General features: G+C 56.4%; 13 protein-coding genes. 2 read left to right on the top strand and 11 right to left on the bottom strand.

What is annotated here, in order from left to right; genetic code table 11:
• Positions 1–21: 21 nt before the first annotated feature.
• Positions 22–2,460: a leucine--tRNA ligase gene (gene leuS, locus ACN08Y_RS04860; protein WP_419112053.1), complete on the bottom strand. Its 2,439-nt coding sequence runs from the start codon at positions 2,458–2,460 to the stop codon at positions 22–24.
• A 237-nt stretch (positions 2,461–2,697) separates the two neighbouring features.
• Here leuS and ACN08Y_RS04865 point away from each other — a divergent pair, with 237 nt between their 5' ends.
• Together ACN08Y_RS04865 and ACN08Y_RS04870 are read left to right on the top strand one after the other, a co-directional pair.
• Entirely contained in the window at positions 2,698–3,615 is a 918-nt protein-coding gene (locus ACN08Y_RS04865) for an alpha/beta fold hydrolase (RefSeq protein WP_419111996.1), read from the top strand.
• Positions 3,612–4,736 (top strand): glycosyltransferase family 4 protein, encoded by a 1,125-nt coding sequence (locus tag ACN08Y_RS04870; protein ID WP_419111997.1) that lies wholly within the window; start codon positions 3,612–3,614, stop codon positions 4,734–4,736. The genes ACN08Y_RS04865 and ACN08Y_RS04870 overlap by 4 nt, the downstream gene beginning before the upstream one ends.
• Here ACN08Y_RS04870 and ACN08Y_RS04875 read toward each other — a convergent pair.
• The 10 genes from ACN08Y_RS04875 to ACN08Y_RS04920 all read right to left on the bottom strand — a co-directional run bounded on the left by ACN08Y_RS04875 (position 4,733) and on the right by ACN08Y_RS04920 (position 16,969).
• Positions 4,733–6,856: a primosomal protein N' gene (locus ACN08Y_RS04875; RefSeq protein WP_419104521.1), complete on the bottom strand. Its 2,124-nt coding sequence runs from the start codon at positions 6,854–6,856 to the stop codon at positions 4,733–4,735. The two genes, ACN08Y_RS04870 and ACN08Y_RS04875, sit on opposite strands and share 4 nt — an antisense overlap.
• Before the next feature lie 12 nt (positions 6,857–6,868).
• Positions 6,869–8,074, bottom strand: coding sequence for a methionine adenosyltransferase (gene metK, locus ACN08Y_RS04880; RefSeq protein WP_419111998.1), 1,206 nt, complete (start codon positions 8,072–8,074; stop codon positions 6,869–6,871).
• A 44-nt stretch (positions 8,075–8,118) separates the two neighbouring features.
• Positions 8,119–9,369 carry a bifunctional phosphopantothenoylcysteine decarboxylase/phosphopantothenate--cysteine ligase CoaBC gene (gene coaBC, locus ACN08Y_RS04885; protein WP_419112054.1) on the bottom strand — a complete coding sequence of 417 codons (1,251 nt, stop codon included), beginning with the start codon at positions 9,367–9,369 and terminating at the stop codon, positions 8,119–8,121.
• A 13-nt stretch (positions 9,370–9,382) separates the two neighbouring features.
• Positions 9,383–9,769, bottom strand: coding sequence for a DNA-directed RNA polymerase subunit omega (gene rpoZ, locus ACN08Y_RS04890; RefSeq protein ID WP_419099662.1), 387 nt, complete (start codon positions 9,767–9,769; stop codon positions 9,383–9,385).
• A gap of 152 nt (positions 9,770–9,921) precedes the next feature.
• On the bottom strand, positions 9,922–10,494 hold the full coding sequence (gene gmk / locus ACN08Y_RS04895) for a guanylate kinase (RefSeq protein ID WP_419099661.1): 573 nt from the start codon (positions 10,492–10,494) through the stop codon (positions 9,922–9,924).
• 10 nt (positions 10,495–10,504) lie between these two features.
• Positions 10,505–10,819 carry an integration host factor, actinobacterial type gene (gene mihF / locus ACN08Y_RS04900; RefSeq protein WP_419099660.1) on the bottom strand — a complete coding sequence of 105 codons (315 nt, stop codon included), beginning with the start codon at positions 10,817–10,819 and terminating at the stop codon, positions 10,505–10,507.
• A gap of 230 nt (positions 10,820–11,049) precedes the next feature.
• On the bottom strand, positions 11,050–11,910 hold the full coding sequence (gene pyrF, locus ACN08Y_RS04905) for an orotidine-5'-phosphate decarboxylase (protein ID WP_419104524.1): 861 nt from the start codon (positions 11,908–11,910) through the stop codon (positions 11,050–11,052).
• Entirely contained in the window at positions 11,907–15,212 is a 3,306-nt protein-coding gene (gene carB / locus ACN08Y_RS04910) for a carbamoyl-phosphate synthase large subunit (protein WP_419111999.1), read from the bottom strand. The genes pyrF and carB overlap by 4 nt, the downstream gene beginning before the upstream one ends.
• 11 nt (positions 15,213–15,223) lie before the next feature.
• Positions 15,224–16,393: a glutamine-hydrolyzing carbamoyl-phosphate synthase small subunit gene (gene carA, locus ACN08Y_RS04915; RefSeq protein WP_419112000.1), complete on the bottom strand. Its 1,170-nt coding sequence runs from the start codon at positions 16,391–16,393 to the stop codon at positions 15,224–15,226.
• Positions 16,394–16,426: 33 nt separating this feature from the next.
• Entirely contained in the window at positions 16,427–16,969 is a 543-nt protein-coding gene (locus ACN08Y_RS04920) for a hypothetical protein (protein ID WP_419104527.1), read from the bottom strand.
• Positions 16,970–17,000: the final 31 nt, after the last annotated feature.

Here is a 17,000-nt window from a genome sequence, read left to right on the forward strand (position 1 = left end):
CCTGAAAACAGCCAAGAAATATTAGATGACGATATTCACGAGCTTAGGGGCACGAACAATTACCTTGCGGATTTCAGCCCCAGCCAGAGCACGCTGAACGGCTTCAGACGCTAGAGCTAGCTTCTCAAGGTCTGCCTCGGAAATGTCCTTGGCAACCTCCAGACGGTCCTTGAGCTTGCCCTTGACCTGGACGATAGCGGTGACTGTCTCATCAACCAGCTGGCTCTCGTCAACGGCAGGCCAACCGGCGGTCAGAACCGGGGTATCGTGGCCCAGCAGGTGCCAGGCGTCCTCAGCGGTGTAGGGGGCATAGAGTGAAAGCAGGATCGCAATAGCCTCAGCCGCCTCGCGGACCGCGGGGTCAGCCGCACCAGCGCCAGAGTCAATCACCTTGCGGGTGGCGTTCACCAGCTCCATGGTTTTAGCAACAGCAACATTGAACTTGCCGTTTTCTACCAGATTTCCGGCTTCAAAGATGGTGCGGTGAACCAGCTGGTGCAGGCTCTTATCGCCGGTGGCGCCGTCAACACCGGGTTGGCTGCTGACATCGTTGGCTACACGCCAGGCGCGTGCCAAGAACTTCTGCATACCTGCGGGTGATACATCGGCCCAGTCCACATCGTCTTCGGGCGGGGAAGCAAAGACCATGACGGTTCGGATAGCATCGACACCGAACTTATCCAGCTGCTCACCCAAGTCAACGCCGTTGCCCAGGGACTTGGACATAGCCTTACCCTGGTTGAGAACCTGGCCCTGATTCATCAGAGCCTTGAAAGGCTCTGAATGGTCAATCAGGCCCAGGTCACGAATGACCTTGGTGAAGAAGCGTGCGTAGAGCAGATGCAAGATAGCGTGCTCAACACCGCCAACATACATGTCAACCTGGTTCCACTTCTTCATCTGCTCGGGATCAAAGATGCCAGCATCGAAGTTGGGGGAAACATAGCGCAGGAAGTACCAGGAGGAATCCACAAAAGTGTCCATGGTGTCGGAGTCACGCTTGGCATCCTTGCCACATACGGGGCAGGGAGCGGTATTCCACTCGGTGGCCGCAGCAAGAGGTGACTGGCCCTTAGGGGCCAGGTCTTCGCCCGAGAGGTTATCGGGCAGGAGAACAGGTAGCTGGTCCTCGGGCACCAGCTGCTCACCGTGCTCTTCACAGTGGACTACAGGAATCGGGCAACCCCAGAAACGCTGACGGGAGAGCAACCAGTCACGCAGGCGGAAATTGACTTTGCCGCTACCTAGGCCCTTCTCTTCCAGCATCTCAATTACCTTGGAGATTGCCTCGGCCTTGTTGAGGCCGTCCAGGGGGCCAGAGTTGATATGGACACCGTCACCGGTGGTTGCAAGACCTGAAACCGCAGGGTCTTCCTCGCCAGTCTCAAGAACGGTAATGACGGGAATATCAAACTTGCGGGCAAAGTCCAGGTCGCGCTGGTCGTGGGCGGGCACGGCCATGAGCGCACCTGTACCGTAGTCAGCTAGGGCGTAATCAGAAGCCCACAGCGGTAGCTTATCGCCGGTGAGCGGGTTGATTGCGTAACGGCCTAGGAAGACACCGGTCTTCTCTCGGTCAGTGGCCTGGCGGTCAATGTCCGATAGAACCTTGATCTTCTCTCGGTAGGCCTCCAGAGCCGCGCGCTGATCATCGGTGACCAGTTCGAGGGCCAGATCGGCATCGGCAGCCACGATGAAGAAAGTAGCACCGTATAGGGTATCGGGGCGGGTTGTAAAGACATCCACACTGCTAGCGGGCTTACCCTCAGCTGCCTCAAGGGCGAACGTAACCTGCGCACCCTCAGAACGGCCAATCCAGTTCCGTTGCATCGCCAGAACACGGTCAGGCCAGTGCCCTTCAAGCTCCTTCATATCGTCCAGGAGTTCTTGGGCGTACTCGGTAATCTTGAAGTACCACTGGTTCAGAGACTTCTTAGTGACCTGGGTATGGCAGCGCTCGCACTCCCCGTTAACAACCTGCTCGTTAGCGAGTACGGTCTGGTCCTTGGGGCACCAGTTGACCTGCGAGAACTTACGGTAGGCTAGGCCCTTCTTGTAGAACTGCTGGAAGAGCCACTGGGTCCACCGGTAGTATTCGGGGTCTGAGGTGTGCAGGCGGCGCGACCAGTCGGCCATAATGCCGTACCGTTTGAAAGAACCTGCCTGGGTCTCAATGTTCTTGTAGGTCCACTCTTGAGGGTGGGTGTTATTTTTGATAGCCGCGTTTTCAGCGGGCAGACCAAAGGAGTCCCAACCGATAGGGTGCAAAACGTTGTAGCCCTTCTGCTTCCAGAAACGGGCAGTCACATCGCCAATAGCGAAGGCCTCGGCATGACCCATGTGTAGGTCGCCGGAGGGGTAGGGGAACATATCCGCTACATAACGAGTTTCTAGACTTTCATCATCGGTGGGTTCAAAGACCTTAGTCTCTTCCCAGTAGGGCTGCCACTTGGCTTCCATGGCACGGAAGTCCCAGGTGGTTTCGTTCTGTTCGGTAGGTTCTACCTGGCCAGTCACGGTGTTTCCTGTCTGTCATTCGATTCTGGAGCACCATTTTTGGGCACACCAAAGCCAAAGCTGTCAATCATTTGTTACCTAGTGTACCGCGCCTCGGCAGGGTTTACCCCGCCCGTCTGCTGGGTGAGAAAGCATACCTTGGGTGAAAACGGGTACAGTGTTTTGGTAAAGGAGTTGATGATGCCGTTGGATACCTCAGAACAGCAGCCCTCGGTCTTTGAACCGGTACCCACCATCAAGATGCGCGGGCACCTTCACGAGGGTGTAATTGCCGGTGCCCGCTGCCGCTGGTGGGTCTACGGCAAGGAAGATGCCCCTCCCCTGGTTCTAATTCACGGTTTTCGGGGTGACCACCACGGGTTGGAGCTCATAGCCCAGGGCCTAGAGGACTACTGTGTCTATATCCCCGACCTACCTGGGTTTGGCAGAAGCGAGGCGATCCCCGGTGCTGAGCACACGATATCTAGCTATGCGGCCTGGCTGGTTGACTTCATTGAACTGACAAACCCTGGCCCCGTCCACCTGGTCGGCCACTCTTTTGGGTCTATTATCACTAGCTACACGGCGCTAGTCCGCCCCCAGCTTTTCACCCGGCTCACCCTCATCAACCCCATCTGCCAGCCTGCCCTGGAAGGCGAGCAGAAGATTATGACCCGTCTGGCCGAGCTTTACTATGGGGCGGGCGCCTGTCTCCCCTCGGGTCTGGGATTTGCTCTGCTCCGTTCCCGGCTGGTGACCAGGCTCAGTAGCGAGTATATGATGAAGACCCAGGACCCAGAGCTTCGCGCCTTTATCAACAGCCAGCACGACGCCTATTTCGGCTCATTTGCCTCCCGCGATGCCGTCCTGCAAGCCTACCGGGCCTCCATATCGGCCACTGCCGCTGATTTTGCGCCCTCAGTCCCCCTGCCCGTTCAGATGATTGTTGCCGAAAAAGACGACCTGGGTACCCTGGAACTTCAAGAGCAGATGGCCGCTTCTCTGCAGCAGGGACGTTTTGATCTGATCCCCGAGGTGGGCCACCTTATTCACTACGAAACACCCTTACGAGCAGCCGCTCTCATTAAAGAATTCAACCGTGAAGGGCTAGAACTGTGAAGCTAATCGTTGATGCACGCTACACCCGCATTGGCTTTCACGATGGAATTAGCCGCTATACAGCATCACTCCTGACAGCTCTACATGAGCTGATAGAGAGCCAAGATAGCCACCTGCCACGGGACTTCCAGCTAGTCATGGCTATCCACGACCTTCGCCAGCTTGAGATGCTTCCGCCTCTGCCTTACATCACAATCTGCTCACCAACATCTGCCCTTGAACCTCTCGCGGCCCTCCAGCTGAATCGTCACAACCCTGACGTAGTTTTTTCTCCCATGCAGACCATTGGTTTGGGCGGTTTAGGACGCAAATTCAAGCTAATTCTGACCCTTCACGACCTGATCTACTACAGCTACCCTACTCCGCCCTCCTTCCTGCCCCTGCCCGTACGCCTGGGCTGGAGGGTCTTCCATTCAACCTACGCTCCCCAGCAATACCTGCTCAACAGCGCAGATGCTGTTGCAACGGTATCGGCGACAACGGCAGATCTCATAAGACAACACAGCCTGACACACCGCTGTCTTGTCGAGATCCCTAATGCCCCCCAGCCAGGGAGTATTGTGACCGAAGCTCAGGCGCTTGCAGCGCTTTCGACCCGTACCAAAGACCTGATCTATATGGGTTCCTTCATGCCCTACAAGAATGTGGAGACCCTACTGCGGGCCATGAAGTTCCTGCCCGACTATCGCCTGCACCTGCTCTCTAAAATTAGTCCCCACCGGAAGGCTGAATTACTGCCACTGGCCGGTTCCAACGTCACCTTCCACAACGGTGTGAGCGATGAGGAATACCGCAATTGGCTGGGGCGCGCCCACGCCCTGCTCACCGCCTCAAAGGAGGAGGGCTACGGCCTGCCGGTTGCTGAAGCACAGGCCGCCGGTTGCCCCGTTGTACTCAGCGATATCCCTATCTTCCGTGAGATAGCTCCGAAGGCCCACTTTGCCAGCACCCATAACGCCTGGGAATTTGCGCAGGCAATACGAGGTCTGTCCGCCCCGGCTGTTGCCCAGCAGGCGGTCAGAGCAGGATTAAAGGATTCTCAACGCTACAGCTGGCAGGCCAGCGCACTCACACTAGTTGAGACAGCAATGAAGCTCTACCAAGGGCAGGCGGAAGCCTAGAGGATATCTAGGCCGTCACACCTAATCTGGACTGGCTCGCTCTTATGCAGGGCAGCTAGGGATGCCTTTGTTGCTCTGAGGTGATGGGTGAGACTAGGCCCCTGCGCATAGGTAAAGAAGATAATGGCGCGGTAGAGATCTCCCTCGGGTTCACCGTCGTAAAACCCTGTAGGGTCAGCTAAAGCTACTGGCCCGCTCACCCGCACTTGGTCAGGTAGTTCAATAGCGTCCAAGAAGGTCTGGACAGCTTTTTCACTGCCCGTAATAGCAGCGGTACGAACAGCCGGTGGTAGGCCAATCTCGTTGCGCTCATCCATCTCCCACAGGGCAAAGCCCATGGGATCCCAACGGATAAGGGCTTCAAGCGTGGGTGAAGGGCTAGCTGTCGTGACCACGCGGCCACCCACCGCAAAAGAACGCACCAGCGCTGCGGCGTTGAACCAGCGACGCAAAGCGGTCTCCGGTGCCCGCAGCGAATCAAACTGGAGCATGCGATCAGCATCAAGCAAGAGCGCCGCAGAGTAGCCACCTTGGGCTACCGGCTCCCCGCCAGGAGTGGCAATGACCAGGGCCGGTTCGGGGCCGATAGCGGGGCGGATATTCTCGCCACTGGAGGTGATCACCGGTACACCAGGGAAAGCCCGGCCCAGTTCTTCGGCGGTGCGTAAGGCACCGGCTGCGCCGGTACGCCAGCGGTCATAGCCGCATTCGATACAATGCCAGCCCTGGGCCAGATGACCGCACCAACCGCACTGGGGGGCGCTACCTCCGCCAGGTACAATCATAGGTCCGCGGCAGTCTGCGCAACGTGCTGGCATACGACACCGCTGACAGCTGAGCGCAGGAATGTAGCCAGCCCGAGCTACCTGTATAAGAACGGGCCCCGTTTCGAGGGCGTCTTTGGCTACAGCGAAAGCCTGGTGCGGGATACGGGCTATAGCAGCCAGCGGGTCCCTAGCCAGTGCGTAGTCATCACCCGTTGTCATAACCCTGGGTGTAAAGGAGCGGACCAGTTCTCGTTCGGCCCCGATAAAACTGGCCCAGCGGGTGCGTACCAAGCGCGCTGCCTCGCTGGAAACTGCGTAGCCCATGAAGAGAGCCGCCGTGTTTTCTTGGCTAGCCCTCAGCAAAAGGACGTCGCGTGCGTGGCAGTAGGGCGACCGCTGTTCAATGAGTGAAGAGTCCCCATCGTCCCAGCAGGCTACCAGTCCTAAATTAGCAACGGGGGCGTAGGCCGCTGAGCGCGTTCCAATCACAATGCGCACGGCCCCGCATCTGGTCAACAGAAAGTTACGGTACCTTATGGTGGGCTGGTCGTGTGCTGTTAGCTGGACGAATGCTGATGCCGGAACCAGCTTATTCAGAGCCTGGGCAAGGCGGTCCAGGCTTTTGCGGTCAGGAACGAGAGCTAAGGCTCCCCTGCCGGTGCTGGCGGTAGCCACCAGAGCTGAGGCAAGTAGGTCCTCCCAGCTCCGTTCGGGGTGCGAGGGTAGGACGGCCATAACTGCCCGCGCCTCTGCACCTGCTAAAAGGTCATCGCAGAACTCGGGACCGTTGGTATAGTCAGCAAAGCCTTCCAAATCCACCGGTGCTATTTCCAACGGTTCAGCACGATAGGTGTGGGTCAGGCCGTGCTGGCCGGGGCCGCTATCGCCCTTTCGCGGTAGATAGGGTTTTTCAACGCTGGCAACACGCGGTGGAATCGCAAGGCGCAGGATATCGGGAATCAGCCCCGCATACCTATCAGCTAGCGCATCAGCAAGCTGAAAAACCTGGGGTGAAACAACGGAAACCGGTGAGATTACTTCTTGGAGGGGTAGCAAGCGTCCCGCGACACTGCTTGTTGCTGCCCTTTCACGAATCCAGCCTGAGACGGTCCGGTTGTTGAATTTCACGCGCACCCGCACACCGGGCTGTGCTTGGGCATCAAGCGAGACAGGAATGCTGTAATCGAAGAGCCTGTCCAGGTGCGGTAGCGGACTATCAATGTGAACCCTTGCTACGGGTAGATGCCCGGCCTGCGCTTCGGCTGGTACAGCATCAGCCTGCTGGGGCGAAGCAAGGTCGAATCCCCGCAACAAATCAAGTTGCGGGGATTCGTAAGAAGGCACCTGAGTCATGAGGACATTATATTAGATGCCCGCTGCAGCCTTAAGCTCGCTGACCCGGTTGGTCCGCTCCCAGGTAAACTCACGTTCTTCGCGGCCGAAGTGGCCGTTGGCTGCGGTCCTTGCGTAGATTGGCCGGCGCAGTTCCAGGTCACGAATAATAGCTAGGGGGCGCAGGTCAAAGACCTCGCGGATAGCGTGTTCGATGGTTGCTACCGATACCTTCTCGGTACCGAAAGTTTCGACGTAGATACCCACCGGAGCGGCCTGGCCGATAGCGTAGGCTACCTGGACCTCGGCGCGGTCCGCAAGACCGGCTGCCACGATGTTCTTGGCAACCCAGCGCATAGCGTAGGCAGCGGAGCGGTCAACCTTGGACGGGTCCTTGCCTGAGAAGGCACCGCCTCCGTGGCGTGCCATACCACCATAGGTATCGACAATAATTTTGCGGCCGGTTAGACCGGCATCGCCCACGGGGCCACCCTGAACGAAACGGCCAGCCGGGTTGATAATGAACTTTGCGTTTGAGGAATCACAGTCAAAAGAGGCCAGAACGGGTTCAATGACGTGCTTACGAATATCGGCATCGAGCTGAGCCAAATCGTAGTCTGCCGTGTGCTGGGTAGAAACCACCACGGTATCGACAGTGACGGGTTTGAAGTTATCGTCGTAACCGAGCGTTACCTGGGTCTTACCATCGGGGCGTAGATTAGGCAGAGTTCCCTCTTTGCGTACCTGTGTCAGTCGTTCGGCTAGACGGTGGGCCAGGTAGATAGGAGCGGGCATGAGAACATCGGTCTCCTTGGTCGCGTAGCCGAACATGATGCCCTGGTCTCCTGCGCCCTGTAGATCAAGGTCATCGGTTGCGGTTCCCTGGCGGGCCTCAAGAGAGTTGTAGACACCCGAATTGATATCGGGTGACTGCTCGCCGATGGAAACTGATACGCCACAGAACTCACCGTCAAACCCGTGGGTTGAGGAATTGTAACCAATTTTAAGAATGGTCTGACGGACAATCTGGGGAATATCGACGTAACCGTTGGTGGTCACTTCACCTGCAACGTGAACCTGGCCGGTGGTGACCAAGGTTTCTACAGCGACGTTAGAGAGCGGGTCAACGGTCAGCAGAGCATCCAGAATGGAGTCTGAAATCTGGTCGCAAATTTTGTCGGGGTGTCCTTCAGTGACGGACTCACTGGTAAACAAACGGAGATGGTTATTTTCAGTCACGGTTCTACTGTACTTCTCTCAATGAAAGCGGGCTATAAAGTTAACTACTGTTGGGTTTGTTGCGCGATATGAAGCAGAAGCGCACGAGCCACGTCTTCTTTAGTGCCTTGGGCGACCAAGTGCTCTCCCCCATCTTTGGGCAAAAGCGTAACTGTGTTATTATCTGCTCCGAAACCTAGCGTAGGGCTGACGGTGTTTACGGCCAGATAGTCGCACCCTTTTCGTGTCAGCTTTGCTTGACCGTACTCCAGCGGGGTAGCCGTGTCATCGCCGGTCTCGGCCGCAAACCCCACGATAGTCCTTGGTCCCCCCTCAGGATTGTTCTGGCGGTGCAGGACGATTTCACGCAGGATATCGGGATTACGCACTAGACGAATAACCGGATCGGCCAGCGGATCATCGGTCTTTTTAATCTTGGAGTCGGTGTAGTCTGCAGGCCTGAAATCAGCAACTGCTGCCGCCATGATTACCATATCCGACTCAGATAAGGCGTCGAATACAGCCCTGCGCATCTGCTCGGCGCTGGTGACAAGGGTCAGTTTATCTAGATCTGACGGTGGCCTGACTTCTAGGTTGGCTCCAATCAGATGAACCCTTGCCCCTAAGTCGGTTGCTGCTTGGGCAAGAGCAACCCCTTGCTTACCCGATGAGCGGTTGCCCAAGAACCTGACAGGATCTAAGGCCTCCCTTGTGCCACCTGCAGTAATCAGCAGCCTCTGCCCTGCAAGTGGCTTCGAGACAGTCTCAGCGCAGGAGCCCTGTTCCCGGCCCCAACCAAGGACAGCTAGGGCTTGAGCGTAAATTTCTTCAGGCTCAGGTAGTCTGCCAACCCCGGAATCTGGGCCGGTGAGCCGGCCAACAGCAGGCTCAATAAGCCGGTAGCCATAGGACCGAAGCGTGGCTACATTGGCCTGGGTGGCAGGGTGCTCCCACATCTGGGTGTGCATAGCGGGTGCCAGAATAACTGGGGCATGGGTGGTCAGAACTGTTGCCGACAGCAAATCGTTTGCCCGACCCGCTGCAAGGCGGGCCATCAAATCTGCTGTAGCCGGTGCAATAATCACTGCATCGGCCTGCTCAGCCTGGCGCACATGGTTGACCTCGGGCACTCGCTCAAATACGTCTACAGAGACAGGGTTACCGCTGAGAGCCTCGAGTGTGGGCTGCCCAATGAACTTGAGCGCGGCTTGGGTGGGGATAGCGATAACCTCATGGCCCGCTTTACCAAAAAGACGAAGGAGCATTGCTGCTTTATATGCAGCAATGCCCCCTCCAATGCCTATAACGACTCGCATCGGTGATGAGCTGCTAGGCCTGCTGAGTGCCATCTGCATCGACGTACTCTACAAAAGGTTCATCGATGTAGAAGTCATTGCCGGGAAGGAAAGCGCTGGGCTCATCTTCGTGAATCAGGGTACCGTTTTCGTCGAACTGGCCGTCCTTGATGTGTCGTGACTCAATCAGGCCTTCGTTGATTTCACGCATAGCCACGGAAAGTGACTTTTCGTTGGGCTCAGAATCAACCAGAGGACCAACATGATCGTAGAGGTTCTCGTGAAGCTGAGAGTAGTAGGCGTTAATCTGGCGTGCACGGCGAGCACCAAAAATCACCAGACCGTACTTCGACTCAGCTTTTTGGATCAGAGCGTCTGCGCTGGGATTGATGATACCTTCATCGTTGTGTGCGTTTGCCACTTAAGACTCCATCTTGACTATGCTTGCTGGCCATCGAAAATAACGACGGCATAAAACTCTACCTATACTATCGGTCAACGGTTTTTTTGTCACGCAAAAGGGCGGCGTCTTAGGGTGATGTTCCCCTAGTCTGCCGCCCCGTGCCGTAAAACCTAACGCCCAATACCCATGAGCTTGATAATCTCTTCAGCCGCTTCGGCTACTGTCTCGTTAATGACAGTGTGGTCAAACTCGGGTTCAGCTGCTAATTCAATTTTGGCTGTTTCCAGGCGACTCTCTTGCTCCTGCGCTGATTCCGTTCCGCGACCAATCAGGCGGGCAACAAGCTCATCCCAACTGGGGGGAGCAAGAAAGATGAGCTGAGCTTCGGGCATGGCATTGCGGACCTGACGTGCCCCCTGCAAATCAATTTCTAGCAATACATGCTTACCCGCATCGAGCTGCTTCTGCACCATAGAACGAATCGTGCCGTACTTGTAGCTATTGTGAACGGTAGCCCACTCCAGCATCTGCCGGTTTTCAACCATGGAGCTGAACTCTTCGTCGGAGACAAAGTAGTAGTGGACACCGTCTTCTTCGCCGGGGCGGGGATCACGGGTCGTGGCAGAGACAGAGAACCAGACCTCCGGGTAATGCTCACGGATGTAAGCAGAAACCGTCCCTTTGCCGACGGCGGTAGGGCCAGCAAGTACGGTGAGCTGAGGTGTGGCTGTCTGTTCTGTCATGCGGTGTTCCCTATCGATCGAGAAGGTTAATAAGCGCCTTACGCTGGTGGATGCCAAGGCCACGCAAGCGACGGGAGGCGGCGATATTCAGGTCGTTCAAAATGTTTTCGGTCCGAACCTCACCCACGCCCGGTAGGGAGGTGAGCAAATCGGTCACCTTAAGTCTAGCGACTGCTTCATCGGTTTCAGCGCGCTTAAGGACCTCTGCAATGGTGATTTGCTTGGTCTTGACAGCATTCTTAATTTCTGCGCGGGTAACGCGAGCTTTCTTGGCCTTTTCGCGGGCGGCTGCGCGCTGTTCTTCGGTCAGAGGTTGTAGAGGCATAATCGTATCCTTCTGTGCGAGGTGCCGTTACCGGCAACGGGGGTTCATAAGGTGTTGGGTAGGGTGAATCTGAGCAGATGCTCATTTTTTTGGGGGTGATACACGCCTACTGCGAACCAACATTTACAAATTAGCATGTCAGAGGCGATTATGGAAGATGTTACCCATGAGTAACACGAAACAATATAAAAAATGGTGGGAAATTGAATAATTCCCCACCATTTGTATGATTACTCTGCCTTGAGAAGCGCTTTGATCAATTCGTCTCGCGAACGTTCGGCGGCGTTTCTCAAAGATATAGCATCAGGTCCCGACACAAGTACACCGCGGCTCGAATTAACAAGCACTTGTTGTTTAACCCCGGTAAATACTTTATAAAGATCTAACGCACTTGCGCCCTGTGCACCATACCCAGGAGCAAGGATTGGCCCGTTGAAGCTGGCTAGGTCTATACCAAGCTCCTGAAGAGCTGGACCCACTGTTGCCCCGACCACCAAACCGCACGGCCCCATAACAGACCAGTGGCCTTGAGCGTTCTCCTGGTAAGCGGCATCTACAATTCCCTTAGCAACAGAGTGCTCCCCACCGATATGCTGAACAGTCTTGCCCTCAGGGTTAGATGTCAAAGCAAGAACAAAGACGCCGCGCGAGGTCTGCGCTGCCTGATCAAGAGCTGGCCGAAGCGATTCAAAGCCCAGGTAGGGGCTCAGAGTTACAGAGTCTGTTGCCAGAGGTGAACGCTCCCCCAGCCAGGCATCGGAATAAGCGGCCATAGTGGAGCCAATATCGCCGCGTTTGGCATCAGCAATAATCAGCACATCGGCATCAGCTGCCACCCGGTGCAGTTTTTCAAGTACGGCCAAGCCAGCAGATCCGTGGCGCTCAAATAGGGCAACCTGAGGCTTGAGCGCTGCTGAAACGGGCCCGCAAGCTTCAAGCACTGTCAAAGCAAAGGCCTCTAAGGACTCCGGGGTATCAGGCAGGTCCCAGGCAGAAAGCAAACCCGGGTGGGGATCAATCCCTACGCACAGAGGCCCGCGCGACTCCATAGCCGCTGCAAGGCGATCGCCGAAACCTACCCGGGCACTCATGCCTGCTCCTGAGTCAGCGCGGCAGCAATGGAAGCGCCGTGTTCCTGTAGGCTCATGACTCCCCAGCTATACTCACGCAGAGCGTTGATACCCTGAACAGCAGCACCGAATTCTGAAACCGTGGTCATGACCGGGCAACCAACCGAGGTAGCAGCCGCACGAATCTCGTAGCCGTCGCCACGGGCCTGGCCACCGGAGGGAGTATTGAAAATCAGGTTGATTTCGCCATCACGAATCAAATCAACGATGGAACGCTCCCCCTCAGGTGTATCAGCGATCTTTGCAACAACTTGCGATTCAACACCGTTTCGTCGGAGCACCTCTGCGGTACCGCCTGTTGAAACAATCTCAAAGCCAAGCTGCTGAAGCATCTTGACGTAAATAATCGAGTTGCGCTTGTCGCGGTTAGCCACCGATACGAAGACCTTACCCTCAGTCGGTAGGCTGGAACCGGCTGCCTTCTCAGCCTTAGCGAAAGCGGTGTCAAAGAAGCGGTCCAGGCCCATAACCTCACCGGTAGAGCGCATCTCCGGGCCCAGCAGGGAATCAACAACGATACCTTCGGGGGTGCGGAAGCGACTGAAGGGGAGCACCGCTTCCTTGACAGCAATCGCGGTACCAGCGGGCAGTGAAGCTCCGTCCATGCTAGCGGGCAGGTAGCCCTCGGCCTTCAAATCGGCAATGGTCTTACCTGCACCAATCAGAGCTGCGGCCTTAGCGAGCTGTACACCCGTTGCCTTTGAGACGAAAGGAACAGTGCGCGAAGCGCGGGGATTGGCTTCAATGACGTAAAGAATCTCAGAAGCGACAGCGAACTGAATGTTAATCAGACCCCGTACACCAACACCCTGAGCGATTTTGAGGGTTGCCTCTTTGACCTGCTCAACAAGATCGGGGCCGAGCGTGATCGGCGGCAGGGCACAGGCCGAGTCACCAGAGTGAATACCGGCTTCTTCAATATGCTCCATGACCCCACCTAAGTAGAGCTCCCTTCCATCATAGAGAGCATCAACGTCAATCTCGACAGCGTCCTCGAGGAACTTGTCGATGAGGGCAGGCTGAGAGGGCGAAATCTCGGTTGCATTTTCCAGGTAACGGGCCAGCTGTTCTTCACTGTAGACAATCTCCATGCCACGGCCACCCAAGACGTAGGATGGGCGAACCAGGACCGGGTAACCTATCTCGTCAGCAACCTTCTTGGCGTTCTCAAAGGTGAAAGCCATGCCGTTCTTGGGTGAAATCAGGCCGGCTTCTTCCAAGACGCGTGAGAACTCACCGCGGTCTTCGGCTAGGTCAATTGCCTCGGGCGAGGTACCCAGAATCGGAATACCAGCAGCCTTAAGCTCCTGAGCCAGCTTGAGCGGGGTCTGCCCACCGAGCTGAACAAAGACACCCATCAGACCTCCAGTTCGGCGCTCTGCCTCAACAATCTCCAGGACGTCCTCTAGGGTGAGGGGCTCAAAGTAGAGGCGAGTGGAGACATCGTAGTCAGTGGAGACAGTCTCGGGGTTGCAGTTAACCATGACGGTCTCATAGCCGGCCTCACGCAGGACCAAGGAGGCATGCACGCAGGAGTAGTCGAACTCGATACCCTGGCCGATGCGGTTTGGCCCTGAACCAAGAATCATGATGGAGGGCTTATCGTGGTGCGCTACCTCATCTTCAAGATCGTAGGAAGAATAGTGATAGGGGGTAAAAGCCTCAAACTCAGCTGCGCAGGTATCTACAGTCTTGAAGACCGGGCGGATGTTGAGAGCATGGCGGATACCCCGAACCACTGCCTCGTTCATGCCCAGAATCTCACCGATTTGCGCGTCGGAGAAGCCATGTCGCTTAGCGAGGCGCAGGGTCCGCTCGCTGAGTGTCTTGGACTGGGCGATTTCAGCAGCCACCTCGTTCAGCAGAACCAGCTGGTCCAGGAACCAGGGGTCGATGGCCGTTGCTTGGTAGATCTGTTCAACGGTGGCACCTGCAAGCAGAGCTCGCTGGACCTGGAAGATACGCTCGGTGGTTGCCACCTTGCTACTTTCAATCAGCTCTGACAGCTCAGCAGAACTGAGCTGGGGCTGGTCAAAACGGAAGGTCGAGCCCTTTTGCTCCATGGAGCGCATAGCCTTTTGCAGAGCTTCAGTAAAGTTACGGCCCAGAGCCATAGCTTCTCCCACACTCTTCATGGTGGTAGTCAGAGTGGGGTCAGCCGCAGGGAACTTCTCAAAGGCAAATCGGGGAACCTTAACCACAACGTAGTCAAGGGTAGGTTCAAAGCTAGCCGGAGTCTTCTGGGTAATATCGTTGGGAATTTCGTCTAGGGTGTAGCCCAGCGAGAGCATGGTTGCGATCTTTGCGATGGGGAAACCGGTTGCCTTGGAGGCCAGAGCTGAAGAGCGCGACACACGGGGATTCATCTCAATGACGATGATACGGCCGGTAGCCGGGTCAATGGCGAACTGGATGTTGCAGCCACCGGTATCAACGCCCACCTCACGAATCACCTTGATAGCGATATCACGCAGGCGCTGGTACTCACGGTCGGTCAGAGTGAGGGCCGGGGCAACCGTGATGGAGTCACCGGTATGAACACCAACCGGATCAAAGTTTTCGATGGAACAGACGACAACCACGTTATCGTTCTTGTCCCGCATCATTTCCAGCTCGTATTCTTTCCAGCCCAGGATTGACTCTTCGAGCAGGACTTCGCTGGTGGGGCTGTATTGGATACCGGCACCGGCAATGCGGTGCAGGTCGGCCTCATTGTAGGCCATGCCGGAGCCAAGACCACCCATGGTGAAAGATGGGCGAACCACCATGGGGTAGCCCAGTTCTTTGGCCGCTTCAAGGGCTTCCTCCATGGTGTGAACAATGACTGACCGAGCAGATTCGCCACCAGCACGTTCGACGACACCCTTGAAGGCTTCTCGGTCTTCACCCAGGTTGATAGCCTCGATGTTTGCACCGATAAGCTCAACACCATACTTATCCAGGATTCCCTGTTCATCGAGTGAGATAGCCGCGTTCAAGGCGGTCTGGCCACCCAGGGTAGGCAGGATTGCGTCGGGCTTTTCCTTGGCAATGATTTTTTCAATGACTTCTGGGGTAATCGGTTCTATGTAGGTGGCATCGGCGAACTCGGGGTCGGTCATGATGGTGGCCGGGTTGGAGTTGACCAAAATGACGCGTACACCTTCATCTTTGAGCACGCGGAGGGCCTGTGTACCTGAGTAGTCGAATTCGGCGGCCTGACCGATAACGATGGGGCCTGAACCGATGACCAGAATTGATGTGAGATCGTGACGCTTGGGCATGGTTCTTTTCCTTAGTTCTTCTTTTCGAGCATGAGATCAATGAAACGGTCAAAAAGGTAGGCCGAATCGTGCGGGCCAGCCGCGGCTTCTGGGTGGTATTGAACCGAGAAGGCCGGGATGTCGAGGCAACGCAGACCTTCTACGACCTGATCGTTGAGGCCGATATGAGAGACCTCTACACGACCAAACTCTGAGTTGGGGGCGGTCACAGGGCCATCAAGCGGTGCATCAACAGCGAAACCGTGGTTCTGGGCAGTAATCTCTACCTTGCCCGTGGTGCGGTCAAGCACGGGCTGGTTAATGCCACGGTGGCCAAAAGGTAGCTTGTAGGTGCCAAAGCCCAGGGCACGGCCCAGCAACTGGTTGCCGAAGCAGATTCCGAAGAAGGGAGTGCCGGTTCGCAGGATGTCCTGGAGCAGTTCAACCTGCTGGTCGGCTGTCGAGGGATCACCTGGGCCGTTGGAGAAAAAGACACCGTCAGGTCTCAAGCCCTTGATTTCTTCAAGTGTTGCGGATGCAGGAAGGACATGAACACGCACACCGCGCTCTGCGAAGCGCTGAGGAGTCATGGCTTTAATCCCAAGGTCAAGAGCAAGCAGAGTGGCCCGCACAGGGCCGTCCCAGCCCCAGTCAGCCGGTTCAACAGTGTAGGCGGCCTCAACGGAGACGCGATCTGCCAGCTTCTGCCCCTTCATGGGCGCGGCTTCTTTGACCTTTTCAAGCAGTTCAGAAACAGGCTGTTCTGCATGGCTACCGGTAAAGATACCGGCCCGCATGGCACCGGCGCTGCGCAGGTGACGGGTCAGAGCGCGGGTGTCGATGCCCTGAATACCCACGATGCTCTGCTCAATCAGTTCTTCATCCAGAGAACGCTCGGAACGCCAGTTGGAAGGGCGACGAGCCGCATCACGAACCGCGTAGCCGGCAACCCAGATACGTCGAGATTCAGCGTCTTGCCTGTTGACGCCCGTATTACCGATGTGGGGGGCGGTCTGGATAACGATCTGCCCTGCGTAGGAGGGGTCGGTGAGGGTTTCCTGGTAGCCGGTCATGCCGGTAGAGAAAACCGCCTCGCCCAGAGTAGAACCTATAGCTCCGTAGCTTTCACCACGGTAGACGGTGCCGTCTTCAAGGACAAGGACGGCGGTTTGGGGGGTACTGGCTTGCTGAGACAAATTCACACTTCCTCTTGATCTTGGTCGGTTAGGCCGCAGTTAGCGGCTAAGAGTTGAGACAGGCCAATCGGGCAGGGTTGTGGATGCCTGCGGCGCGATAGCCCGGATAGCGGAGAGCAAAGATTGCTTATCGATGGCAAACTGAGTGCGGAAGCCGGTATCGACTGCGTTTCCGTTCAAGGACCAGGACACCATGACCAGGCCGTCCTTTTCAACGAACTTGCCGCTCATACCTGACTCTGTTCTCACGGCAATAATGTCGGTCGCGGGAATCCAGATATCTTCGGCACCATCACGTGCAATAATCAGTGCATCGTCAAAGACAAAGAAAGTTCCTGCTGCCTTGACTCCCAGGGTTTGGGTAGCGATTCTATCGAGCCAGTCCCCCATGATCGTGGTGGCAATGTAAACACCGGGGACGGCCAGGACGGATTCGGCATCGTCGTAGTGGGCTGGTACGGGGGGCAACTCCCCCACCTGTACCTGCCGCTTTTGACGACTTTTCCAGCCTGCCCGCATTGCCCAGAAAATAAGGAGGCAGAGGAGGGCCAGAATGAGGGTGGGGATGAGCTTTTCCTGCACGGGGTTCTCTAATCTGTGGTTGGTGCCCAAA

The sequence above is a fragment of the Rothia sp. P5764 genome (genome assembly GCF_048512965.1).
GTDB lineage: Bacteria > Actinomycetota > Actinomycetes > Actinomycetales > Micrococcaceae > Rothia.

Excerpts from the sequence above, each read along its gene's own strand:
- leuS (WP_419112053.1), bottom strand. The coding sequence starts at position 2,460 with ATGGAAGCCAAGTGGCAGCCCTACTGGGAAGAGACTAAGGTCTTTGAA.
- ACN08Y_RS04865 (WP_419111996.1), top strand. The coding sequence starts at position 2,698 with ATGCCGTTGGATACCTCAGAACAGCAGCCCTCGGTCTTTGAACCGGTA.
- ACN08Y_RS04875 (WP_419104521.1), bottom strand. The coding sequence starts at position 6,856 with ATGACTCAGGTGCCTTCTTACGAATCCCCGCAACTTGATTTGTTGCGG.
- coaBC (WP_419112054.1), bottom strand. The coding sequence starts at position 9,369 with ATGCGAGTCGTTATAGGCATTGGAGGGGGCATTGCTGCATATAAAGCA.
- gmk (WP_419099661.1), bottom strand. The coding sequence starts at position 10,494 with ATGACAGAACAGACAGCCACACCTCAGCTCACCGTACTTGCTGGCCCT.
- mihF (WP_419099660.1), bottom strand. The coding sequence starts at position 10,819 with ATGCCTCTACAACCTCTGACCGAAGAACAGCGCGCAGCCGCCCGCGAA.
- pyrF (WP_419104524.1), bottom strand. The coding sequence starts at position 11,910 with ATGAGTGCCCGGGTAGGTTTCGGCGATCGCCTTGCAGCGGCTATGGAG.
- carB (WP_419111999.1), bottom strand. The coding sequence starts at position 15,212 with ATGCCCAAGCGTCACGATCTCACATCAATTCTGGTCATCGGTTCAGGC.